Annotated in this window: 16 protein-coding genes and 3 pseudogenes; 11 read left to right on the plus strand and 8 right to left on the minus strand. The window is 63.9% G+C overall.

Going from position 1 to position 22,814, the window contains the following annotated elements:
• Positions 1 to 296 precede the first annotated feature (296 nt).
• The 5 genes from EJ074_RS17755 (at position 297) to EJ074_RS17780 (ending at position 5,478) form a co-directional block, all read left to right on the plus strand.
• Positions 297 to 857, plus strand: coding sequence for a F0F1 ATP synthase subunit delta (locus tag EJ074_RS17755; RefSeq protein WP_095804763.1), 561 nt, complete (start codon positions 297 to 299; stop codon positions 855 to 857).
• Positions 857 to 2,386, plus strand: coding sequence for a F0F1 ATP synthase subunit alpha (gene atpA, locus EJ074_RS17760; RefSeq protein ID WP_095804762.1), 1,530 nt, complete (start codon positions 857 to 859; stop codon positions 2,384 to 2,386). Before EJ074_RS17755 ends, atpA begins: the two co-directional genes overlap by 1 nt.
• A 34-nt stretch (positions 2,387 to 2,420) precedes the next feature.
• The gene (locus EJ074_RS17765) at positions 2,421 to 3,305 is read left to right on the plus strand and encodes a F0F1 ATP synthase subunit gamma (RefSeq protein ID WP_095804761.1); all 885 of its coding nucleotides are present in this window, start codon (positions 2,421 to 2,423) and stop codon (positions 3,303 to 3,305) included.
• Positions 3,306 to 3,373: 68 nt separating this feature from the next.
• The gene (atpD, locus tag EJ074_RS17775) at positions 3,374 to 4,954 is read left to right on the plus strand and encodes a F0F1 ATP synthase subunit beta (RefSeq protein WP_165349960.1); all 1,581 of its coding nucleotides are present in this window, start codon (positions 3,374 to 3,376) and stop codon (positions 4,952 to 4,954) included.
• Between the two features lie 116 nt (positions 4,955 to 5,070).
• A complete protein-coding gene (locus tag EJ074_RS17780; protein ID WP_095804760.1) occupies positions 5,071 to 5,478 on the plus strand; it encodes a F0F1 ATP synthase subunit epsilon in 408 nt (135 codons plus the stop codon).
• A 148-nt stretch (positions 5,479 to 5,626) separates the two neighbouring features.
• Here the strand turns inward: EJ074_RS17780 and EJ074_RS17785 are convergent.
• Positions 5,627 to 7,161, minus strand: a pseudogene (locus EJ074_RS17785) (mannitol dehydrogenase family protein).
• An 82-nt stretch (positions 7,162 to 7,243) separates the two neighbouring features.
• Complete coding sequence (locus EJ074_RS17790) at positions 7,244 to 7,963, minus strand: hypothetical protein (protein WP_129553642.1); 720 nt, start codon at positions 7,961 to 7,963, stop codon at positions 7,244 to 7,246.
• Here EJ074_RS17790 and EJ074_RS17795 point away from each other — a divergent pair.
• Both EJ074_RS17795 and recQ read left to right on the plus strand, forming a co-directional pair.
• Entirely contained in the window at positions 7,928 to 9,193 is a 1,266-nt protein-coding gene (locus EJ074_RS17795) for a sulfotransferase (protein WP_129553643.1), read from the plus strand. The two genes, EJ074_RS17790 and EJ074_RS17795, sit on opposite strands and share 36 nt — an antisense overlap.
• Positions 9,165 to 11,036 carry a DNA helicase RecQ gene (gene recQ / locus EJ074_RS17800; RefSeq protein WP_095804758.1) on the plus strand — a complete coding sequence of 624 codons (1,872 nt, stop codon included), beginning with the start codon at positions 9,165 to 9,167 and terminating at the stop codon, positions 11,034 to 11,036. Before EJ074_RS17795 ends, recQ begins: the two co-directional genes overlap by 29 nt.
• Positions 11,037 to 11,126: 90 nt before the next feature.
• On the opposite strand, the gene EJ074_RS17805 is transcribed toward recQ, so the two are convergent.
• The 5 genes from EJ074_RS17805 to EJ074_RS30250 all read right to left on the minus strand — a co-directional run bounded on the left by EJ074_RS17805 (position 11,127) and on the right by EJ074_RS30250 (position 18,136).
• Positions 11,127 to 13,379 carry a molybdopterin-dependent oxidoreductase gene (locus EJ074_RS17805; protein ID WP_129553644.1) on the minus strand — a complete coding sequence of 751 codons (2,253 nt, stop codon included), beginning with the start codon at positions 13,377 to 13,379 and terminating at the stop codon, positions 11,127 to 11,129.
• A gap of 63 nt (positions 13,380 to 13,442) precedes the next feature.
• On the minus strand, positions 13,443 to 13,829 hold the full coding sequence (locus EJ074_RS17810; RefSeq protein WP_095804756.1) for a hypothetical protein: 387 nt from the start codon (positions 13,827 to 13,829) through the stop codon (positions 13,443 to 13,445).
• Positions 13,830 to 14,510: 681 nt separating this feature from the next.
• Positions 14,511 to 15,053, minus strand: coding sequence for a shikimate kinase (locus EJ074_RS30240; protein ID WP_306462658.1), 543 nt, complete (start codon positions 15,051 to 15,053; stop codon positions 14,511 to 14,513).
• The gene (locus EJ074_RS30245) at positions 14,941 to 15,852 is read right to left on the minus strand and encodes a shikimate kinase (protein WP_245454709.1); all 912 of its coding nucleotides are present in this window, start codon (positions 15,850 to 15,852) and stop codon (positions 14,941 to 14,943) included. Before EJ074_RS30245 ends, EJ074_RS30240 begins: the two co-directional genes overlap by 113 nt.
• Positions 15,833 to 18,136 carry a hypothetical protein gene (locus EJ074_RS30250; protein ID WP_245454710.1) on the minus strand — a complete coding sequence of 768 codons (2,304 nt, stop codon included), beginning with the start codon at positions 18,134 to 18,136 and terminating at the stop codon, positions 15,833 to 15,835. The genes EJ074_RS30245 and EJ074_RS30250 overlap by 20 nt, the downstream gene beginning before the upstream one ends.
• Before the next feature lie 57 nt (positions 18,137 to 18,193).
• Between EJ074_RS30250 and EJ074_RS30255 the strand changes: the two genes are divergently transcribed.
• Positions 18,194 to 18,358, plus strand: a complete 165-nt coding sequence (locus EJ074_RS30255; RefSeq protein ID WP_245454711.1) for a hypothetical protein — start codon at positions 18,194 to 18,196, stop codon at positions 18,356 to 18,358.
• Positions 18,359 to 18,726: 368 nt separating this feature from the next.
• Positions 18,727 to 21,309, plus strand: a complete 2,583-nt coding sequence (locus EJ074_RS17820; protein WP_126057614.1) for an EAL domain-containing protein — start codon at positions 18,727 to 18,729, stop codon at positions 21,307 to 21,309.
• A 314-nt stretch (positions 21,310 to 21,623) separates the two neighbouring features.
• Here EJ074_RS17820 and EJ074_RS29735 read toward each other — a convergent pair.
• A pseudogene (locus EJ074_RS29735) lies at positions 21,624 to 22,137 on the minus strand (transposase); the annotation flags it as partial.
• Between the two features lie 122 nt (positions 22,138 to 22,259).
• Here EJ074_RS29735 and EJ074_RS17830 point away from each other — a divergent pair.
• A complete protein-coding gene (locus tag EJ074_RS17830) occupies positions 22,260 to 22,472 on the plus strand; it encodes a hypothetical protein (RefSeq protein WP_126057615.1) in 213 nt (70 codons plus the stop codon).
• Positions 22,372 to 22,654: pseudogene (locus EJ074_RS17835) on the plus strand (transposase); the annotation flags it as partial. The gene EJ074_RS17830 and the pseudogene EJ074_RS17835, both read left to right, overlap by 101 nt.
• Between the last annotated feature and the right edge of the window lie 160 nt (positions 22,655 to 22,814).

Below are 22,814 nucleotides of genomic sequence, written 5' to 3' on the forward strand. Positions count from 1 at the left end.
GAAGTTCCGAGACAGAGATTTTCAAGCAGGCGCACGATCGAAATGGCGGGAAGCGGAATTCCTCGCGGCCGGTGGTTGAACTTCGCCGGTGGATGCGACAAAAGTGCCTGAAAACCATGCCGGACGATGCATTGCGGTCTTAAAAGGCCTGTGCTAGACGGCATTCGACTTTCGGCCGGGGATAGCGGAAGCCATCCCTCCGTGCTTGGAAAATTTGCAGTAAGGTCAAAGATTTAGCCAGAGTTTTTGCTCGCGCCAACAATCTGCGGCCTGTCAGATAAGAGAAAAGACGGTCCGTGGCCCAATCGTCATCGCCTATCTCCGCTGTCGCAGAACGCTATGCAAGCTCGCTGTTCGAGCTTGCGCTGCAGGAAAATTCCGTCGCCAAGGTCGAGGCCGACCTCAATGGTTTCGAGGCGATGCTCAACGCCAGCGCCGACCTTGCCCGTCTGATCAACAGCCCGGTGTTTTCCAGCGAGGACCAGGCTAAGGCGATCGGCGCAATCATCGGCAAGGCGCAGATCACCGGCCTCGTCGGCAATTTCCTGCGTGTGGTTGCCCGCAACCGCCGGCTGTTCGCCGTGCCTGGCATGATCAAGGCGTTCCGCCGGATCGCCGCCGACCACCGCGGCGAGGCGTCGGCCGAGGTCACCTCGGCGCATGCGCTGACGGAAGCGCAGCAGACAGAGCTCAAGGCGACGCTGAAGGGCATCGCCGGCAAGGACGTGGCCATCGCCATGACCGTCGATCCGTCGCTGCTCGGCGGCCTGATCGTCAAGATGGGCTCGCGCCAGATCGATACGTCGCTCAAAACCAAACTCAATTCGCTCAAGCTTGCACTGAAAGAGGTCGGCTGATGGACATCCGCGCCGCGGAAATTTCCGCAATTCTGAAAGACCAGATCAAGAATTTCGGCAAGGAGGCCGTGGTCTCCGAAGTCGGCCAGGTGCTGTCCGTCGGTGACGGCATCGCCCGCGTCTACGGCCTCGACAACGTCCAGGCCGGCGAGATGGTCGAATTCCCCGGCGGCATCCGCGGCATGGCGCTCAATCTCGAAGCCGACAATGTCGGCGTCGTCATCTTCGGCAACGACCGCGACATCAAGGAAGGCGACACCGTCAAGCGCACCGGCGCCATCGTCGACGTTCCGGTCGGCCCCGGCCTGCTCGGCCGCGTGGTCGACGCCCTCGGCAACCCGATCGACGGCAAGGGCCCGATCAAGGCCACCGAGCGCCGCCGCGTCGACGTCAAGGCGCCCGGCATCATTCCGCGCAAGTCGGTGCACGAGCCGATGTCGACCGGCCTCAAGGCCATCGACGCGCTCATCCCGGTCGGCCGCGGTCAGCGCGAGCTGGTCATCGGCGACCGGCAGACCGGCAAGACCGCCATCATCCTCGACACGATGCTGAACCAGAAGTCGGTGCACGACAATGGCCCGGAGAAGGAGAAGCTCTACTGCGTCTACGTCGCCGTCGGCCAGAAGCGCTCGACCGTTGCGCAGTTCGTGAAGGTGCTGGAAGAGCGCGGCGCGCTCGACTACTCCATCATCATCGCCGCCACCGCCTCCGATCCGGCGCCGATGCAGTTCCTGGCGCCGTTCGCCGGCTGCACCATGGGCGAGTATTTCCGCGACAACGGCATGCATGCGCTGATCAGCTATGACGACCTGTCGAAGCAGGCCGTCGCCTATCGCCAGATGTCGCTGCTGCTGCGCCGCCCGCCGGGCCGCGAAGCCTATCCGGGCGACGTCTTCTACCTGCACTCGCGCCTTCTGGAGCGCGCCGCCAAGCTCAATGACGACAACGGCGCCGGGTCGCTGACCGCGCTGCCGATCATCGAGACGCAGGCCAACGACGTGTCGGCCTACATCCCGACCAACGTGATCTCGATCACCGACGGCCAGATCTTCCTCGAGACCAACCTGTTCTTCCAGGGCATCCGCCCGGCGGTCAACGTCGGCCTGTCGGTGTCGCGCGTCGGGTCCTCGGCGCAGGTGAAGGCGATGAAGCAGGTCGCCGGCTCGATCAAGGGCGAACTCGCGCAGTACCGCGAAATGGCGGCTTTCGCGCAGTTCGGTTCCGACCTCGACGCCGCCACGCAGCGACTGCTCAACCGCGGTTCGCGCCTGACGGAGCTGCTCAAGCAGCCGCAGTTCTCGCCGCTCAAGACGGAAGAGCAGGTCGCGGTGATCTTCGCCGGCGTCAACGGCTATCTCGACAAGCTGGCGCTCAACCAGGTCGGCAAGTTCGAGCATGGCCTGCTCAGCCACATGCGCTCGGCCGGCAAGGAGGTGCTCGACGGCATCCGCAAGGAGAAGGCGCTGTCGGACGATCTGCGCGCCAAGCTCAAGGCCGAGATCGACGCCTTTGCCAAGACCTTCGCTTAAGAAGAAGCCGGACGCACGGGATCAGGTTTGAAGCATGCCTTCATTAAAAGACCTTCGTAACCGTATCGCCTCGGTCAAGGCGACGCAGAAGATCACCAAGGCGATGCAGATGGTCGCCGCGGCGAAACTGCGTCGCGCGCAGGAAGCGGCGGAAGCGGCGCGTCCCTATTCCGAGCGGATGGGCGCCGTGCTGGCCAACATCACCCAGGCGATCGGCGGCGGCGGCGATGCCCCGGCGCTGATGACCGGGACCGGCAGGGACGACGTGCATCTGCTCATCGTCTGCACCGCCGAGCGCGGCCTGTGCGGCGGCTTCAACTCGCAGATCGCCCGCCTTGCCCGCGACCACATCCGCCGGCTGCTCGCCGACGGCAAGCAGGTCAAGATCATCTGTGTCGGCAAGAAGGGCTACGACATCCTGCGCCGCGACTACGGCTCGCTGATCCTCGAGCGCATTGACCTGCGCGAGGTCAAGACGCTCGGCTTCGTCAATGCGGACGCGATCGCCAAGAAGGTCATCCACCTCTTCAACGAGGGCGGTTTCGACGTCTGCACGCTGTTCTATTCGCAGTTCAAGTCGGTGATCAGCCAGATCCCGACGGCGCAGCAGATCATTCCGGCGGCCCAGGTTTCGCCGGCTGCCGAGGCCGGCACCGGCGCCACCGCCGTCTACGAATACGAGCCCGAGCCGGGCGAGATCCTCTCCGACCTCATCCCGCGCAACATCGCCGTGCAGATTTTCCGCGCGCTGCTGGAAAACGCGGCCGGCGAGATGGGCGCCAAGATGAGCGCCATGGACAATGCGACGCGCAATGCCGGCGACATGATCAACAGGCTGTCGATCACCTACAACCGCCAGCGGCAGGCGCAGATCACCAAGGAACTGATCGAAATCATTTCGGGCGCCGAAGCGCTCTAGGCACGCCCGCGCGGGATCGCAACCCTCGCAGCAGCGTGAACAACAGATAGACGAAAAGGGCAAAGACGATGGCGAAATCAGCTACCCCGAAGACCGCCGCCAAGGCGGCACCGGCCCCGAAGGACGCGGCAAAGGCTCCGGCAGCCGCCGCGAAAGCCGCTCCGGCGAAGAAGGCGCCCGCTCCGGCCAAGACGGTGGCGGCGAATGCGCCGAGCGCTGCGGTCAAGAGGACCGGCGTTGCCGGCAAGGTCCGCCAGGTCATCGGCGCCGTCGTCGACGTGCAGTTCGAAGATCATCTGCCGGCGATCCTCAACGCGCTCGAGACCGAAAATGTCGGCAACCGCCTGGTGCTCGAGGTCGCCCAGCATCTCGGCGAGAACACCGTGCGCTGCATCGCCATGGACTCCACGGAAGGCCTGGTGCGCGGCCAGCAGGTCTATGACACCGGCGCCCCGATCTCGGTGCCGGTCGGCCCGGGCATGCTCGGCCGCATCATCAACGTCATCGGCGAGCCGGTCGACGAAGCCGGTCCGGTCGACGGCGTCGCGCTGCGCGCCATCCACCAGCCGGCTCCGGCCTATATCGACCAGTCGACCGAAGCGCAGATCCTGGTCACCGGCATCAAGGTTCTCGACCTGCTGGCGCCTTACGCCCGCGGCGGCAAGATCGGCCTGTTCGGCGGCGCCGGCGTCGGCAAGACCGTGCTGATCCAGGAACTGATCAACAACGTCGCCAAGGCGCATGGCGGCTTCTCGGTGTTCGCCGGCGTCGGCGAGCGGACCCGCGAAGGCAACGACCTCTATCACGAGTTCATCGAGTCGGGCGTCAACAAGAAGGGCGGCGGCCAGGGTTCCAAGGCGGCGCTGGTCTACGGCCAGATGAACGAGCCGCCGGGTGCCCGCGCCCGCGTCGGCCTCACCGGCCTCACCGTCGCCGAATATTTCCGCGACCAGGGCCAGGACGTGCTGTTCTTCGTCGACAACATCTTCCGCTTCACCCAGGCGGGCTCGGAAGTGTCGGCGCTGCTCGGCCGCATTCCCTCGGCCGTGGGCTACCAGCCGACGCTCGCCACCGACATGGGCGCCCTGCAGGAGCGCATCACTACGACGACCAAGGGCTCGATCACCTCGGTGCAGGCCATCTACGTGCCGGCCGACGACTTGACCGACCCGGCGCCGGCGACCTCGTTCGCCCATCTGGACGCCACCACCGTGCTCAACCGCGCGATCTCGGAAAAGGGCATCTACCCGGCCGTCGATCCGCTGGACTCGACCTCGCGCATGCTCGACCCGATGGTCGTCGGCGAGGAGCACTACCAGGTCGCCCGCCAGGTGCAGTCGATCCTGCAGCGCTACAAGTCGCTGCAGGACATCATCGCGATCCTGGGCATGGACGAGCTGTCGGAAGAAGACAAGCAGACCGTCGCCCGCGCCCGCAAGATCGAGCGCTTCCTGTCGCAGCCGTTCTTCGTCGCCGAAGTGTTCACGGGTTCGCCGGGCAAGCTGGTCGACCTCGCCGACACCATCAAGGGCTTCAAGGGCCTCTGCGCCGGCGACTACGACCACCTGCCGGAAGCCGCCTTCTACATGGTCGGCGGCATCGACGAGGCGGTCGAGAAGGCGCAGCGCCTGGCGGCTGAAGCGGCGTAAGCTGGTGAATGGTCAATAGTGAATGGTGAATAGGGAGTAGCGGATAGGAAATCGGACTGAAGTGAAGGTCATTTTGGCCATTCACCATTCACCATTCACCATTCGCTAGATTGATCATGGCTGAAGCTTTCAAGTTCGAACTGGTCTCGCCGGAGCGGCTGCTCGTTTCCGAGCAGGTCGAATCGGTCGTCATCCCGGGCGCCGAAGGCGAGATGACCGTGATGGCGCAGCACGCTCCGGTCATGACCACGATCAAGCCCGGCGTCGTCACGGTGAAGACGGCGGCCGGCAAGGAAGAGCGCTATGTGGTGTTCGGCGGCTTTGCCGACATCCTGCCGTCCGGCTGCACGCTGCTGGCAGAGTCGGCAACGCATGTGAACGACATCGACCGCGCCGACCTCACCCGCCGCATCCAGGAAGCCAAGGAAGACGCTGCCGACGCCAAGGACGACGAGGCGCGCAGCAAGGCAGAGCAGTTCCTCAGCCAGCTGACCACGCTGGAAGGCGCGTTGCTGCCGGCCTGAGGCAGGCTCCTGACGAAGAATTGAAAGGCGGGGCTTGCCCCAAGGCGGGGCTTGCCCCGCTTTTTTGTTTGTTGGACAGCCCGCGACTTCCGGGAAGAATGGCCAATGTCCCAGCACGCAGCGCGAGATGTGGCAAGCGCCTCAGCGGTCAGTCGTCTCTTCCGCGCTCACCGCCAATACCGAGAGCTGCCAGGGCAAGCGCCTGATCACCCTGCCTGAAATGCACCAGATGGACGGCCACGAACTCGACCAATGACTGCCGGTCGGGATGATTTTTGGCAAAGCCGGCGAGGTCGAACACCGCCGTTGCCGTTTCAGCCGTCGGCAGGTCGCGGCTGAACAGCTCGTCGAGCGCGGCATCCAGCGGATCGGTGAAGTGGTCCTTGCGCGAAGTCCTGCCGCGCGCCTCGCACGCGGCGATCCAAGCGGCGACAACCAGGGACAGGTGTTCGGGAAGCAATCCTGCTTCCAGTCTGGCGAGGGCGGAGGCGACGATGCGCTGCGGCAGCTTCTGGCTGCCGTCATTGGCGATCTGCGCGGTGCGGTGGGCAAGGGCGGCGTTGGAAAAACGCGCGGCGAGTTCGGCGGTGTAGGCGAGCGGCTCGAGCCCGGCATCCTGCGCCAGCGTTGGTATCGCCTCCGCCCATAGACGGTCGACGAACTCCCGGATCGCCGGATCGGCAAAGGCGCGGTCGACGGTGGCGTGGGCGCTCAGCAGGCCGAGATAGGCGATGGCCGAGTGCGCGCCGTTGAGCAGCCTCAGCTTCATGTCCTCGAACGGGCGCACGTCCTCGACCATGGTGACGCCGAATTTTTCCCAGGCCGGGCGCCCGGCCGGAAACCGATCCTCGATCACCCACTGGCGGAACGGCTCGGTCATCACCGGCCAGGCGTCCTCCGCACCAAGCGCGACCGCAATGCGCGCCCGGTCGGCATCGGTGGTCGCCGGCACGATGCGATCGACCATGCTCGACGGAAAGGCGACTTCGTCGGCAACATACCGCGCGAGGTCGGCCTGTCGGGCGGGGCCGGCATGGACCCTGCGGTCGAGCCGTTGATCGCGCAAGCTCGCATATTCGACCATCAGCCGGTGCAGCGCGGCGCCGTTAGCCGGAAGATTGTCGCAGCAAAGCACGCTAAAGGGCGGTGTGCCGGCAGCGCGGCGGCGCGCCAGCGCCTCGGCCAGGAAGCCGTGCGCCGTCTTCGGCGATCCCGGGTTCGCGAGATCGTGCGCGATGTCCGGATGGCTGTCGTCCAGGCTGCCGTCGGCCGCCCTCAGATAGGCCTTTTCGGTGATGGTCAGCGTGACGATGCGGATGCGCGGATCGGTCAGCGCGGTAAGCACGGCGCCCGGGTCCTCCGGCGCCACCAGCAGCGACAGGAGCGATCCGACAACCTGCAACTGCTGTTCCTCGCTGCCCCTCATGGCGAGCGTGTAGAGCCCGTCCTGGGGTGCGAGCGCGTCGCGCGTGTCGGGGCTGCGCAGCGAGACGCCGACGATCCCCCAGTCCGTCTCGCCACCTGCCAGGCAGGCCTCGACATAGGCCGCCTGGTGGGCGCGGTGAAAGGCCCCGACACCGAGATGGACGATACCGGGCGTGACGCTGGTGCGATCGTAAGCCGGAACCGAAACCCTGCCGGCAAGGAGCGCAGCGTGCGGTCGGAAAGGCGGGTACCGGTCATGGCACCAAAACGGCTGAAGAATTCCGGCGGAGCGGCATTGTCGATGTCCGGCGCGATCGAGCACGGGCGGCGTACCATCTGTTCACCGCCGTCGCAAGGACGGCCGAAACCTGCCGGGCGAGCCGACGTCCTTCCCCGAGAGACCGATCTGCCAAAAGGAAAACCCGCGCCGTGAGGCGCGGGCTTGTTGCCTGGGCGCTTGTGGCGCCGCCGCGGTACTCAAAACATCACATCGCCGCAGGACGACGACCGTGCCGCAACATGATGAAGATAGGCTTAACGCCTGCATCGCATCGCCACAGGAGCATCGTGTGCGATCGCACCGGCGGTATTGGCGTCGATCCGCAAATCGCTTTATCTGGCCGTCTTTGCCGCCGGGGAGACAAGATTGACCGATATCCAGCAGCAGGCGCGTCCCGCCGGTATCACAGCAAGGCGGCACGGCGCCCTGATAACGCCCGACATGCTGCCGGGTGACGATGGCGCCAACATCTGCGGTCCGTCGCTGATGAAGGTCCCCGAGTGGGTTCGCGGCCGTCTCGGCGCCTATTATCTCTATTTCGCACACCACAATGGCAGCTACATCCGGCTTGCTTATGCCGACGCACTGCAAGGCCCGTGGCGAATTCATCCCGGTGGCGCCCTGTCGCTTGCCGAATGTCCTTTCCTGAAGGAGCACATCGCCTCTCCCGACCTGCATGTCGACGAGCAGAATCAGCGCATTGTCATGTATTTCCATGGCCCGGCCGCGGTTGGCGGCGAACAGATGACTTTCGCCGCCACTTCCGCCGACGGCCTGCATTTTTCTCCACATCCCAAGGCGCTTGGGCCGTCTTATGCCCGAGTCTTCCGGCACGGCCACTGGTGGTATGGTCTCTTCGGCACCGACTCCACCAAGCTATTCCGTTCGAGCGACGGTCTATCCGGCTTCGAGCAGGGACCGGTCGTGCTGTCCGGGTCGCTTGGGCGATTGCCGCCACGACATCTAGCGGTGCAGAAGTCCGGTCGCTGGCTGCGGATCTTCCATACCCGCAAGGGCGACGCGCCGGAGCGGATATTTCACGGCACAATCGACCTCTCGCGCGACTGGAAACGGTGGAGGGTGCGCGGCTCGGACGAACTGCTGAGGCCGGGCACGGATTTCGAAGGCGCGGATCTGCCGTTGCGTCCCAGCCGCACCGGGGCTGCGACGGGGAGGGAGAGCGCGCTGCGCGACCCCGCGATTTTCGAGGAAGATGGGCGGGTGTGGCTCCTCTATGCCGTCGCCGGGGAGAGTGGCATCGCGTTGGCTGAAATCGTTCCGGCAGCGTCCGGGCCGGCCGGGCTGTCGCGCATTGCCGCCACGGTCGAAGACGAGGCGCGGCGGCTGGCTCGCTCGCTGGGCCGGATCCTTGGGAAGGAAAGCGCGAAGCAACTGAACAGGATTTTCATCGCCGGTTGCGCGCGCAGCGGAACCACGCTGACCCGCAGCCTGATGGCCTGCTTCGAGGATATTCATGTGCTGGGCCGCGAAGCTCCGTTCCCGGAGCTGATGGATCTCAGGCCGCGCACAGCCAATGTCGTCGTCAAGCGAACCGCCGAGAGCCACAGGCAGCTCTGCAACCTGCCGGCCGAAGCGGGCCTGATCTACTGCGTGCGCCACCCTTTCGACGTGCTGACGAGCTCGCATCCCGAAACGAAGCACCTGCGGCCTTTCCACGTCACGCCCGAGCGCTGGGAGGCGGAATATGACGGGCTGCAGCGCTTGCGGCAGGTTCAACCCCTGCGGCCGATCGTCTTCCTGCGCTATGAAGATCTGATCGGCGACCCCGATAGCGCGCAGGTGGCGATTGCACGCGCGTTCAGCCTCTCGCCGAGAATTCGCTTCAGCGCCGATCCCCGGAACCAGATTCGAACGACGTCGCTGCGGAAATGGGAACGCAACGAGGACTTCAGAACCTATCTTCACGGCCTGCCGCCGGCCTTTCTTGCCCGTGTGGAAGCCTTCTGCCGCGAGTTTGGGTATGACATGCCGAGGCAGCCCGACGCATGAGAATTCGGTGATTGAGCTTTCGACGAGCACGGCTGGAGATCCCAAGCGCCGCGTCCTGAAGGACGTCTTCGGCTTCGGCGATTTCCGCCCCGGCCAGGCGGCGGTGATGGAGGCGCTGCTCGGCGGCCACCATGTGATGGCGGTGATGCCGACGGGCGCCGGCAAATCGCTCTGCTACCAGGTGCCCGCGCTGGTTCTGGGTGGGCTGACAATCGTCGTCTCGCCGCTGGTGGCGCTGATGCAGGACCAGGTCGCGGCGCTGCGTCTTGCCGGCGTGGCGGCCGACACGATCAATTCCTCGCTCGACCGCGACGCCAATGTCGCGGCATGGCGCCGCGTCGCGTCGGGCCAGACGCGCCTGCTCTATCTGGCGCCGGAGCGGCTGATGACCGAGCGCATGCTGGATGCGCTGGGCCGGCTCGACATCCGCCTGATCGCCATCGACGAGGCGCATTGCATTTCGCAATGGGGACCGGCGTTCCGCCGCGAATATGAAGACCTTTCGCGGCTGCGCGACGTCTTTCCCAATGTGCCGATCATCGCGCTGACGGCGACCGCCGACGAGGCGACGCGCGGCGATATCAGCGCACAGCTGTTTGCCGGGCGGGTCGAGACCCTGGTGCTGGGCTTCGACCGGCCGAACATCAAGCTCGGCATGGAGGCCAAGCAGGATACCAAGCGCCAGCTGCTGGAGTTCGTCCGCCGCCATCCGGGCCGCAGCGGCATCGTCTACTGCCTGTCGCGCCGGAAGACCGAGGAGATGGCAGCCTTCCTCGAAAAGAACGGCCTTGCCGCGCTCGCCTATCATGCCGGCATGAGCAAGGAGGCGCGCGAAGCGAACCAGAACGCTTTCATGACGCTGTCGGGCGTCGTCATGGTGGCGACCATCGCCTTCGGCATGGGCATCGACAAGCCTGATGTCGCCTATGTCTTCCACACCGACCTGCCGGCCAGCCTCGAGGCCTATTACCAGGAGATCGGCCGTGCCGGCCGCGATGGCCGGCCGGCCGAAGCGCATATGCTGTTCGGTCTCGGCGACATCCGCACGCGCCGCATGTTCATCGACGATGAGGATGCTTCGCCGGAGCACAAGAGGCGCGCGCACCGCCGGCTGGACACGCTGATCGGCTATTGCGAGGCGGCCGGGTGCCGGCGCCAGATCCTGCTTGGCTATTTCGGCGAACAGGCTTCGGGCTGCGGCAATTGCGACAACTGCCTCAGCCAGGCGCCGCGTGCCGACGGCGGCAACGAGGCGCGTGTCATCCTTGCGGCGGTCGCGCAGACCGGCGAGCGCTTCGGCGCCGCCCATATCGTCGACATCCTGCTCGGCCACGAAACCGAGAAGGTTTTGGCGAGACGCCATGAAAGGCTTGCCAGCTTCGGCACGGGCGCGGCGCACAAAAGAGATCTATGGCTGTCGCTGATCCGTCAGCTCGTCGCGGGAGGGTTCCTGATGCCGGACCCGAGCGGCCATGGCGGCCTCGCCATTTCCGAAAAGGGCCGCGCGCTCGGGCGGGGCGAGATGGCGTTCCAGTACCGGGTCGAGACGCGAGGTCGAGACTCGCGCGGCAAGACGCGTTCCGAAGGCAGAGCCGCGACGGCCATGGAGGATGCTGATGCGGCCCTGCTGGGCGCGCTCAAGACGCTGCGGCTGCGTCTGGCCAAGGAGCGCCAGGTGCCGGCCTATGTGATCTTCTCCGATCGCACGCTGATCGATATGGCCGAGCGCCGGCCTCGCGATCTCCACGCCTTCGCTGAAGTCAACGGCGTCGGCGAAGCCAAGCTCAGGGAGTTCGGGCATATTTTCCTGAGCGCGATCGCTGCACAGGAATCCGCAGGATAGTGCTCCGCCTCCGGATGTCGCGGCTCAGGGCGGGGCATGTTGCCTTCGTGCAGCAGGAGCTCGGCCACCATCGAAGTTATCGAGCCGGCCTTAAGCTTCCAGCCTTGCGACATCGACCAGCGCTGTGTGGGCGCTGCATCCCTGCCCCAGTCGCGAGGTGCCAACGTCCTTCGTCAGCACGTTCGGGTTTCCGTCAGGGTCGATGTTCCCGCCGGGGTCGCCGAACCATGCGCCGGTGGGCAAGGCCACCACGCCAGGATGAATGTCCTCGGATACCGATGCTCGCGCCCGGCACGCGCCACGCGTGTTGAAGACCCGGACGAGATCGCCGGTTCGGATTCCTCGCACGGTCGCATCGCCGGGATGCATGACCAGCGTTTCGGGCCGCGCACCCTCCCGGTCGGCGAGGGCGCTTTCGAACTGGCTGTGGAGCTTGTCCCCCGGCTGCGGCGAGACGAGGTGCAGCGGCGCGGCCACTGTTGCTGCGCCCAGCCATTCCGAGGGCGGCAGCCAAACCGGATGCCCTGGGCAGTCGTCATAGCCGAAGGCGTCGATGGTTTCGGAGAAGATCTCGATCTTGCCCGAGGGCGTGCCGAGCGGCGAGGCTTCGGGATTCTCCCGGAAGGGGGCGAAGAGCGTGCGGTTGGGGCCCTCTGCCCGGATCGGCAGCCTTATCCAGTTCCGCGCTCTCAACTCTTCCAGATCAGGCACTTCGACGCCCTTCGGGACGGCAAGGCTGCGGTATTCCTCGTACAGTAGCGAAAGCCAGTCCGCGGCGCTCCGTCCTTCGGTGAACACGGCGCCCACGCCGAGGCGCTCGGCGAGTCCGGCGAAGATTGCGTAGTCGTCGCGCGCCTCGCCCACCGGCGGGATCAGGCGCGGCATGTGGAAAAGATAATCGTCGAGGTTCGAGCGCCCGATGTCCTCGCGCTCGTAGGGCGTCGTCGCCGGGAAGACGATATCGGCGCGCTTGGCGGTCGCGGTCCACCAGGGCTCGTTCACGATCACGGTCTCGGGCTTCTGCCACGCCTCGTGCAGCGCGTTCAGGTCTTGATGATGGTGATAGGGGTTGCCTCCGGCCCAATAGATGAGGCGGATGTCGGGATAGGGCTCGCGCCGGCCGTTGAAATCATAGGGTTGGCCAGGGTTTCGCAGCATGTCGCCGATCCGCGCGACCGGGATGACCGTTTCGACCGGGTTCGTCAGCTGCGAGAAGGTCATGCCGCCAAGGCCGATGAGTGATTTTCCCACGCCGCCGATGGCGCCGTAGCCGTAGCCCACTCCACCGCCGGGCAGGCCGATCTGGCCCAGCATCGCGGAGAGCACGGCCGACATCCAGTAGGGCTGCTCGCCGTGTTCGCCGCGCTGCAGCGACCAGGCGACCGTGACCAGCGTGCGGGTCGAAGCCATCCGGCGCGCAAGGTTCCGAGTCGTGTCGGGATCGACGCCGCAAAGCGGCGCGGCCCATTCTGGGCTCTTGGGCTGGCCGTCGGTTTCGCCCATCAGATAGGGACGGAAACGCTCGAACCCCACGGTGCATCGGGCCAGGAAGTCGCGGTTGGTGAGCCCCTCGCTTTCCAGAACATGCGCAAGCGCCAGCATCAGCGCGGTGTCGGATGCGGGCCGAACAGGAATCCATTCGCAGCCTTCCGGCGCGTCGATGCGTTGCGGCCCGATATTGATGCAGCGCATGTCCTTCGCGGCAAAGCGGTGGAACCAGCCGGCCGTCTCATGCTCCGTGACCCCACCCATGCTGACCTGGGAATTCTTGGGATTGATCCCTCCGAACATCACCAGCGTCTGGGTGTGGTCGTGGATTGTCTGCCAGCCGTCCTGGTGCTCGTAAAGGAGCTGCAGGAAGTTCACGCCGAAGACATGCGGCATGATCGACTGAGCGCAGCCGGTAGAGTAGCTGCCGAACGAAGCGACATAGCCGCCGATCGAGTTGAGAAACCGGTGCGCCTGGCTTTGCGCGTGGTGGAACCGGCCGGCGGAGCTCCAGCCGTAGGAGCCGCCGAAGATCGCCTTGTTGCCATACTCGCGGCGCACCCGGTCGATCTCCGTCGCGGCGATGTCGAGCGCTTCGTCCCACGGAAGCGCGACGAATTCGTCGCTGCCGCGCCCGTCTCGCTTGCGCTTTTCCAGCCAGCCACGCCGGATTGACGGGTGGGCCACGCGCGTGCGGTGGTGGACGGCCGCAGGAAGAATGCCGGGAATCGGCGTGGGATGGGGATCGTGCGAGAAGGGTCGGGTGGCGACGATGCGATCACCCTCGACATCCACCTCGAACGCACCCCAGTGGCTCGAAGTCACCTTCGTCTGTTTCGAGGAACTATCGACCATCTGATCTCCCCTTCTTGCGGCTGCACTTCGCGGCCTCGCGCGGCGAGGGCCGCGTGCGAGGCTTCAACTCGCTTCCAACTTCCCCGTCCAGCGATCCCCGCCCGCCCAATAGGGACAGTGAGGGCAGACGCCCCCTTCCAGGTAGTCGATCGCCTCCTCATGCGGGCAACCAATGATTCTGTCGGCCATGACCACGGAATGCACCTCCCGCTCCTTCAGGAACGCCGCGATCTCGGCGAAAATCGTTCCGCTCTTTTGCATGTCACCGGTTTCCATCAACCAGCGGCGCAATTCGGTCGGCTCGGAATGCGGAGCGCGGACAATGCCGACGGCCAGCTTCGTGGCGCTGACATTGTCAGGGCCAGAAGGCGATAGTGCCGGTGGGGTAGGCGCCTCCCCCTTCTTGGCCTTCTTTTCGATCCACTTTCTTGCCCGCTGATCCGGTTTCATGCTTGCTGGACTTTGTCATGAGTCGGCAAGGTATCGCTCGCCGGAACGCACATAAGATCAGCAAGGAAAAGGCGGATCAAGCACGTGGCCCAAGGTAAGCGAACTCATGGAACGCTGGTTCGACCTTCATCTCCATCTGGCGAACTGGGGCACGCGTCGCCTGATGCTGAAGCTGCCGGCTCGGCTAGTTGATCGCGATCGCGTTGGATAGTTGCTGGAAGGGACCGATTGCGGCAGCCCGCTGAGCTGCGACTTGGCGGAGAGGGAGGGATTCGGTTTCACGCCTATCCTGCTGAAAATGCTAATCTTTTCGCGCTTTTTGTTACGCAGTTTGTTACACTGCTACAACTGCGATTTACAATCGCTCTTTTGAGCTCGCCTGCCCAATCCATCTTATCTGTCGAAACCGACGCAATGGCGCGGCGGTGGATTGGGTCACTCTGTCATAGTATCCGCGCTTCATTAAGTTGACGATGCCGTTTAGACTCGGAGCTGATCCTTTCCGGTCGATCACCAGGATTTGGCGCGCGACCCGGCACCGGCGGTTCGTCTTTGTACGTTTGTGTCATCCAGGCCGGATCAACTCGGCCATCAGGCTTCTCACGACTTATGCATGCGTTTCCCACTTTTATTAGCATTCGGTGCGAACCCGCACCCTGCACCAAACCTGCGACGCCTAAGCTATCGTCCTCGACTTGAGCGTTCCCTGCTTCTCGTGGAAGACGCTAAATTCGCTCGTGCGTTATTGCCGGCCAGCAAAGGCTGCGGGTCGGCGGTGAGGGTGTCGAGGAGCGGCGGCCGTTCCCTTTCACTCAATAGTGCCGCCGGCGCCTGGATGGTTTCCACGACGCCGCCCCCGCAATCGTAGCCGTTGTGATGATCATCGTGCATGCGCTGAGCTGTTGGGGACATGCTGATGGCGGTGCCGGAAGCACCGGAGACATGTGATATCTCGGCAGCGGGCAGAGCGGCTTCTCTGTCGCTGCACAGGAAAGCGTAGAGTTCCTTCACGCAAATGCGGGCGTCCTTCTTGTCTTTTTGAAAGGGCGGGACGAGGGGCAACCTGATATCGGCCTTTTGGTAGAACGGACTGCGCTCTTCGTACAGCTGGTCAACCTTCTGCTCGATGTCGGCGCCTTGCAGCAGCGGCCGGCTGGTGTCCCTCTCGAGGCGCCTGCGGAGCTCTTTCAGCTCGGGTGTCGAGCCAGATCGACCTCGCCTTATTAAGAATCAGGGCTTGATTGGACTCCTTGCCAAAGCAGCCGCCGCCGGTTGCGATGACGATGGGGCCTCTCTCCAGCTGCTTGGCGAGCTCTTTGGTCTCCAGGTCCCTGAAGTGCGCCTCGCCACGGCCAGGGTCGGCGAACATCTCCATCAGATTGCCGTGATCGGCGACGATATGCTTATCGATGTCGACAAACTCCACCCCCAACTCCTTGGCAAGCTGGGCGCCGATGGTCGACTTGCCGCTCGCCGGCATGCCGACGAGCACGACCGGCCGCGTACCGAGGGCCGCGAGGATCTCGCCGGCTTGCGGCGAGCGAGCGACCGCAATCTGTTGTCTTGCGACGATGGGCGACCTGGAGGTCCCTGCCGCCCTCGACCTGCTTTCTCCTGACGAGTCCCAGTGTAATATCTCCCAGGCACCACGGGGAATGGGGACTAGCTGTGAGCTCTGCGCGCGGTGCGCGAGCTCGGCCCGATAACTGGCCGGCGTAGGGAACTCGACCTCGAAGCGATAGTTCTGCGCGGTTCTGAACGCCGTGTGAACGCCGCGTAACCGCGGCCTGTCCATCCTGATGACCCAGTTGGTGGTCTCGACCTCGCTGCAGTCCCGCTCCTCGAAGGCCAGTGCCGCCTTCCTGAAGGCGCGCGTAAAAGCCTCGTCCGGGATCTCGAAGACATGGCGCACGGCATTGGTGACCAGTTGGGCCTCCGGCGCCGTGCTCACGCTCTGGCCGGTCAACTCGTCGGCTATCCAGACCTGCCCGCCCGACCGTTGGTCAAGATGCGGCACCTTCACCTCGATGCCGTCCTGCCGCAAAAGCTCGGCAACCGCATGCACAATTTTTGGTAATCGCGCTTTCTTGCGCTTCGGCGGGGGCGGCTTCGAGCCTGGCCCGCTCAAGGGCCTGTTCGCTGCTCAGCGTTATCGTGCTGGCGCGGTCGTCTTCGGCCGAGATTGCTAAGGCGCTGAGCAGAATGCGCTTTTCGACGGCGAGTCTGATCGAGGCCTCCATGACCGATGCCGCCAGCGTGGGGTTGTCCTTCAGATCCGCCAGGCTGCCATCGACGTCGAACCGGCCCTGGTGGAGCTTTGCCGCCTGCGCCTTGACATATGGCGCCGACTTGAAGCCCGGCCTCTGCTCCAAGAGCCGCTGCAATTCGGTGGTTTTTTGCATGAACACCCGCGCACCGGTATCGGACTTGTAGGCGTCAGTGCCGACCTTGATGCCGACGCTCAACAGATTGATGGCGCTTTCATGCAGCTTGACTTCCGACTGCTCATGAGCCGGCTCGCTATTGAGCTGCAGGTTCCAGTCCTGGAGCTCGGCCACTAACAACGCGGCCAGTTCGCAGGCCACCGGATGCCTGGCGGCCTTGCTGTCTTCCCTCGCCCTGGCGATGAGCTCATGGAGGGCCTGGCCATCCGGCCGATCTTCCTGCAACAGTGCGCGGATGTCGGCCTTGAGCTCATTATGAATGCCCTCGTAGGTGCCGAAGATGGCACGCTCGGCAAACCAGCGTTGCGCCTCCAGCGGCTGCGCCAGCACGTTGCGCTGCAGGCAGCTGTAGGTCTCCAGCACCAGCCCGGTGGCCGACAGGATCTGCTTGGACCGGGTGAACTGGTAGCCGCTTTTCTCAATGGCCGGCGTGTGCGACTTCGGCGGCTTCATCGAGGCGATGCCGCGCGCCTGCAGCTGCGCGTCGAACTGGCGCACATGCTCGTAAAGGCGAGGCTGGTCGCCAATGATGACGACGGTGTCGCCATCAAAATCGCCGTCGAGCATTTTTTGTTCGACGCTTGGAACCGCAACCAAAGAGCCGGGCGCGAACACCTCCGTCGCCTGCAGGATGCCGACGCACTCGAGCGCGGTGTCGGCCTTGACCCGGTCCTTTTCCTCCAGCCAGTACGAATGGCACTTTACGTCCTCGGCAGACATCACGACCCCGCGCTCGGCGAAGTCCGCCGGCCACATTTCGTCGGGCACAACGATCAAGATGCCTTTGGCAAAGAAGGTCGGATCGTCGGCGGCAAGCCCAGCCCCCGACCTGTGCGCGAAGTTGAAGCTATATTGGAAGGCCACGCACCGATCCAGGAACGCCGCGGTCCGGTCGCCATCGCGCGCCGACCTGACCCGGTCGGCGGCGAACGGGCGCAGGTTGGGCTTGTCATAGGGGGAGCGTCCGACAAGCACGCCAGCGTCACGGGTCAAGGTCTTGCTCTTGCCCGTCGGCACATGCAGGCATTCGTCGCTGGACGGCACGGCGATAGCGCTCGAACCCTCGATATGCCCGCCCGTGACCGTCCGGAACAGCTCCTCGGCGGTGAGGCTTTGATGGGTTTCGAGCCAAGCCTGAGCCTTCTCGCGGGTCTCCTGTGCTACCTCGACGCTACGCGGATAATGTTGCAGCGCCGAGGGCGGTACCGCCGATTGCCTTTTATCGGCATAGGCAGGCATCCGCTCGGGAGCGTCGTGGCGAGCCCGGGCAATGGACGGCATGCGCTCGGCCAGTGAGGCCCTAATGAAGCCGCAGCCGTCATGCGGCCGCAAGGCGATCTCGCCGTCTCGCCCCTCGAACCGGAAGGGATGCACTGCGCCTGCGGGATGGTCGGGCAGAAGGGACAGCTTGAAGCACCCTTCCAGCGCATAATCATGGGGGCCAATGTCGGGGATGCCCGGCGGCGCGGCAAATCCGCGGCGCTGGGTATAGTAATAGGCTTCCTTGAACGGCGCCCAGGCCCGCGACAGCTGCTCAAAGGCCGTACCCGGAGCCGTCTCGGCATAGGGGATCGCCAAAAGCTTGCCGCTTGGGGCCTCTGCGGCCGTGAAAGGCAGGTGAGAGGCAAGCTGGTTCAGGCTCTTTTGCGGCGGCTTCAGTTTGCTGCCGCCGAACAGGTCCATGCGGTAGGGCACGCCCTCCACGGTGAACGTGCGTGTCAGCATGGCTCCAGTCGGAGTTCCCTTTAGCTGCACCGCCACCACCTTCACCGCGCCCGAGGTCAAGCGGTGGAAAATGGAATAGCGCAACTCGGCTTCGCTGGCCAGCGGCCGGCCTTGCATGTCGACCACCGGCAGCCGCATCAGTCCGGCATCGCCTTGCGGCGGTCTCGGCTCGTGGTCCATGGCCTGAAGGACCCGATGGACATCGAAGCTGGAGGCTGCATGCTGGGCCTGGATCATCGATGCGTTCTGCGCCATGAAGGTGTCGAGCGCTTCGAGCGGCTCCTTCGCCTCGATCTCGGCGATCACGCTCGAGTTCGCGCACCGCCTCGGCGCGCGCCGCGGCGCTCCTTCCTCGGCTGATGAACACTGCCGATCATAGATTCGACTGCCAGCCTCAAAGCCCCATCGTCGTGCATAATATGGGCTGGCCTCGCTACATTCGAAGGGGATCGAAGGCCGATCCCACGGTGCGGTGAAAGAAGCTGCAAGCGGCTTCCAAGACTAGGTGCGAGCACCTCGATCTCATTGTAGGCCCGTCATCGGATCATATGGAAATCGGTGAGCTTCATCCGCCGGCCTTTTACAACGTGGTTTGGTCGATCCTCTAGGGGATTACGCAGTCTTAAGCCAGCATTAATACCTTAGACGCGACACTAGGAATACTTTTACTATTCGCTAAAGCTCGATGCTATTTGACGAGGACTGGTCTTGCGTTTGCAGTTTTCTAGATGAGAGGGCTAAAGGACATTAGCGTCGGGACCAAGCTCTCGTTGGGCTTTGGGCTGGCGCTGCTGTGCGTCGTGGCCGTGGGAGTATTTGGGGTCGCGCAACTGCGATCACTCAACAAGGTCACGAGCGAGATCACCAGCGTTTGGTTGCCCCAGGTCCAGATCGTCGGCGAGATGAAGCGCAACCTCGCGGAACACCAGCTCTATGCGACGTTGCGCGTGCGCACTGCCGAGGCTGCGCAGATAGCCGGCATTGAGAAGGAGATGGCGAGGGAAAGCGACGAAATACTGCAAGGTCGGCGCGCCTATCGCCGGAGTGCCGGATCGCTGGCCGAGCAGCAGCTGTTCGACCAGTTCGTCAACCTATGGACGGCCTACGAAGATTCCCTGACATCGATTTTCCCGCTCCTCGAAACAGGAGGGCGAACAATGGCTGTCAAGGAGTTCGAGACGGTATCGCTCCCGACCGTTGCCGCCGCCACGCAGCGATTGGACGACCTGCTGGCCCTCACCAACGAGCGCAGCACGGCCGCGGCGGTGATGGCGGACAGGACCTACACCGTTGCGCAAAGATTGACTTGGCTGGCAGTTCTTTTTGCCGCCGGGTGTCTTGGTGGGCTTGTCGCCTGGATACGCCACAATGTCAGCAAGCCGATCCTCGCCGTGACCGAGGCGATGCGTTGCTTGGCGCAGGGCGAGCGCCGTTCGAGTCTCATTGCGCTGAAAAGGGATCGGCAGGACGAGGTTGGAGTGCTGTTCTCGGCCTTTGCCGGCTACCGGGCCAGCCTGGAGCGCAGCGATGCCTTGGCCCGAGAAGCCGAGCTGGAGCGGCAGCAATTGGCCGCGGCCGCCGCCAATATGCCCGTAGGGCTTTGCATGTTCGATGCGGAGAGGCGGCTGGTTCTGTGCAACCAAAGCTACGCCGATCTCTACCATGTGCCGGAGCCCCTGACTCGTCCCGGCACGCCGTGGATCGATTTGATGCGGTTCCGGATCGCGGCGGGCCTCTATGCCGGCCATGACCCGGAAAAGTATGTGCAGCAGCTGACGGAGACCATCGATCGCGCAGAGCGGACGGTGAGCCTGGTGGAACTCAGGGACGGACGCACCATCGACCTCATCCATCAGCCACTGCCGGGCGGCGGGTGGCTTGCCACTCACCATGACGTGACCGACTTGCGGCGGAGCGAAGCCAAGATTTCATACATGGCGCGCCACGACGGACTTACCGAGCTTCCAAATCGCATATTGTTCCGCGAACGCGCCGAGGAGGCTTTGGTCGAGATGCGGCGTGATGGTAGCAAGATTGCTTTCCACTGCCTCGATCTCGATCATTTCAAGATGGTCAACGACACGCTGGGGCACCCGGTTGGCGACGCCTTGCTGAAGGAGGTCGCCGCCAGACTGAAACAGGTGGCCCGTGAAGGCGACACCGTGGCAAGGCTCGGCGGCGATGAGTTCGTGATCATTCAAACCGCGGTTGATCAGCCGGTCGAGGCGACAGCTCTTGCCCAACGGGTCATTGATGGGCTGAGCGCACCTTATGTCGTCGATGGCCACGGGGTTATGATCAGCGCCAGCATCGGCATCTCGATCGCGCCGGACGATGGCATTGACGCCGACCAACTTCTCAAGACCGGCGACATGGCGCTCTACCGGGCGAAGGCGGAAGGCCGCGGAACCTACAGGTTCTTCGAACCGGAAATGGATGCGCGCATGCAGGCGCGGCGGTTTCTCGAACTCGACCTGCGCGAAGCGGTGGTGCGGCAGCAGTTCGAAATCTACTACCAACCGCTCCTCAATCTCGACCGCGGCGAGGTCAGCTGCTTCGAGGCGCTGCTGCGCTGGCATCACCCGACGCGCGGCATCGTATCCCCGGGAGAATTCATCCCGCTGGCCGAGGACATCGGCCTCATCGTCCCGATCGGTGAATGGGTTATCAAGCAAGCCTGTCTCGACGCGGCAAGCTGGCCCGGTAGCATCAAGGTCGCCGTCAATCTGTGCCCGGCGCAATTTCGCAACGCGCGCTTGCTCTCCACCATCGTCGAGGCATTGGATATCTCGGGACTGCCCCCCAGCCGGCTTGAGCTTGAGATCACCGAGACAGTGCTGCTGGCCAACAGCCAGGCGACTCTCTCGATGCTGCAACATATCCACATGCTCGGCGTTCATATCGCGATGGACGACTTCGGAACCGGATATTCGAGCTTGAGCTATCTGCGCTCGTTCCCATTCGACAAGATCAAGATCGATCAATCCTTCATCACGGACGCCGGAGATATCGACAGTTCCGTCGCCATCATTCGAGCGGTCACGAGCCTCGGCAACAGCCTCGGGATGCAGACCACCGCCGAGGGCGTCGAGACCGTGGAGCAGCTGGAACGGGTCCGAAGAGAAGGCTGCACCGAGGCGCAGGGCTTCCTGCTCAGCCGCCCGCTGCCCGCGCGGGACATCCCCGCGATGCTGGAGCGGACCCGCGCCGTGGTGGCGGGCGAGATCATTGAGACCGAACCCGAAACGTCAGGCGAGCGAGACACGGACAAGCCGGGCAGGCGTCGCAGTAGGGCGTCTGTCCCCGCCTAACCGGGATGCAAGCGAAAAACAGTGCCAACGAACATGAGTTTGCCGGCCTAGTTCAGGCCGCCACTCGGATCATGTCGATAGCGGGTGTGTAGGTCGGCGCGGCTCGAAATTAGGTGTGCTGAGCGCCGGTCAAAGTGGGATTAGCTTGTCATATCGATTATGGGATCCAGGTTGAACCCGACTTGCAGGACTCTGCTCGTAACCGAGCAGATCAACCTCACATTCGGTCGCTGCTCTTCACGGCTGCACCAACATCCCGCCTACGGCCGCTGGGCTCGGGCGACGAGACCATTCTGAGTGAGCGGCGTTTTATATACCCGTTCGGTCGTCAGTACCTTGCGTTCACGACAGATACGCCGGCGATCCTCCTGCTCCGGTGTTGGCTCTTTGACCATTGCACATATGCGCGGTTCGCCTCGCTTGAAGGCAAGGAGAGACGAGCGTTTCACCATCGATCTTATCGGTTTTGGCTCGGCGACTGCGACGAGACACTGCGATAGAAGCGGGATCAACGACGTAGCTCTCGATCCCCGCCTTGCTCAGAACCCGATGGATCCAGGAGCCATCGAGCCCGGCTTCCTGGATAGCGACGACGGGGAAGTCTGGCCCCATGCGTGCTCTTGCCTTCTCTCGCACGCTATCGAAGCGACGGAACAAGGCGGATAAATCACCACTGGGGACACTGTGTTTCGACAACTTCTCGCCGCCACCTGGCGACAACGACGAGATCAGCCAGGTTGAACGGCTGAGCTCCAGCGATACGAAGATTGCGCCCAGACCAGTCCGGATAGCAGTCAGAGTTTCGGATCGGTCGGCCACTACATGCATGGTGTTCCTCCGCGGGGTGTTTGTTAGCAGCGTCACTCTGCCAGAGCACGCGCCGCTATCCATCCGTCGCCATGGGATCTGGTGATTGTTCATGTCGCCGATTCCCGCGAAGGAACGCCACCATGACCAAGATTGAAAGTAAGACCGCCAGCGCTGCCGTCAAAGACATTCTGCTTTCAGACCCGGACGGACTTCACGAAATGATCCGTGCGGTGATGCAGGAGGTGCTCGAGGCCGAGATGGACGACGGTGGAGGAGACCATCGAGCGCACGCTGACCTTCTTTTGCCTGCCGCGCCAGCATCACAAGCATCTCAAGAGCACCAACATGCTTGAACGGCTCAATGAGGAAATCCGCCGGCGCACCTATGTCGTGCGCATCTTCCCCAACGCCGAAAGCTGCCTGCGCCTCGTCAGGGCGCCGGCTGTCGAAACCAACGAAAACTGGATGGAGGCCCTACATCAACATTGACGACCTGCGCGAGCACAAGAAGCTCGCTCTACGCCAAGCCGCATGACCAGCATCGTGGCCGCCCCATTTTGCAGAACTTGACGCACACAACCGCCACTTCGAGTTTACCGACCGCACCGAGTCATCCACGCAAAGACCTGCGCAGCGTCAGCTTCAGAGCTTGGTCCCACCGGCTGAACGCCAAAAAAGCGGATCTTGGCCATCGG

It is taken from the genome of Mesorhizobium sp. M3A.F.Ca.ET.080.04.2.1 (genome assembly GCF_003952525.1).
Taxonomy (GTDB): Bacteria; Pseudomonadota; Alphaproteobacteria; order Rhizobiales; family Rhizobiaceae; genus Mesorhizobium.

Excerpts from the sequence above, each read along its gene's own strand:
- atpA (WP_095804762.1), top strand. The coding sequence starts at position 857 with ATGGACATCCGCGCCGCGGAAATTTCCGCAATTCTGAAAGACCAGATC.
- EJ074_RS17765 (WP_095804761.1), top strand. The coding sequence starts at position 2,421 with ATGCCTTCATTAAAAGACCTTCGTAACCGTATCGCCTCGGTCAAGGCG.
- atpD (WP_165349960.1), top strand. The coding sequence starts at position 3,374 with ATGGCGAAATCAGCTACCCCGAAGACCGCCGCCAAGGCGGCACCGGCC.
- EJ074_RS17780 (WP_095804760.1), top strand. The coding sequence starts at position 5,071 with ATGGCTGAAGCTTTCAAGTTCGAACTGGTCTCGCCGGAGCGGCTGCTC.
- EJ074_RS17795 (WP_129553643.1), top strand. The coding sequence starts at position 7,928 with ATGACTTTCGCCGCCACTTCCGCCGACGGCCTGCATTTTTCTCCACAT.
- EJ074_RS17790 (WP_129553642.1), bottom strand. The coding sequence starts at position 7,963 with ATGCAGGCCGTCGGCGGAAGTGGCGGCGAAAGTCATCTGTTCGCCGCC.
- recQ (WP_095804758.1), top strand. The coding sequence starts at position 9,165 with ATGACATGCCGAGGCAGCCCGACGCATGAGAATTCGGTGATTGAGCTT.
- EJ074_RS17805 (WP_129553644.1), bottom strand. The coding sequence starts at position 13,379 with ATGGTCGATAGTTCCTCGAAACAGACGAAGGTGACTTCGAGCCACTGG.
- EJ074_RS17810 (WP_095804756.1), bottom strand. The coding sequence starts at position 13,829 with ATGAAACCGGATCAGCGGGCAAGAAAGTGGATCGAAAAGAAGGCCAAG.
- EJ074_RS30250 (WP_245454710.1), bottom strand. The coding sequence starts at position 18,136 with ATGCGGCTGCCGGTGGTCGACATGCAAGGCCGGCCGCTGGCCAGCGAA.
- EJ074_RS30255 (WP_245454711.1), top strand. The coding sequence starts at position 18,194 with ATGGACATCGAAGCTGGAGGCTGCATGCTGGGCCTGGATCATCGATGC.
- EJ074_RS17820 (WP_126057614.1), top strand. The coding sequence starts at position 18,727 with ATGAGAGGGCTAAAGGACATTAGCGTCGGGACCAAGCTCTCGTTGGGC.
- EJ074_RS17830 (WP_126057615.1), top strand. The coding sequence starts at position 22,260 with ATGACCAAGATTGAAAGTAAGACCGCCAGCGCTGCCGTCAAAGACATT.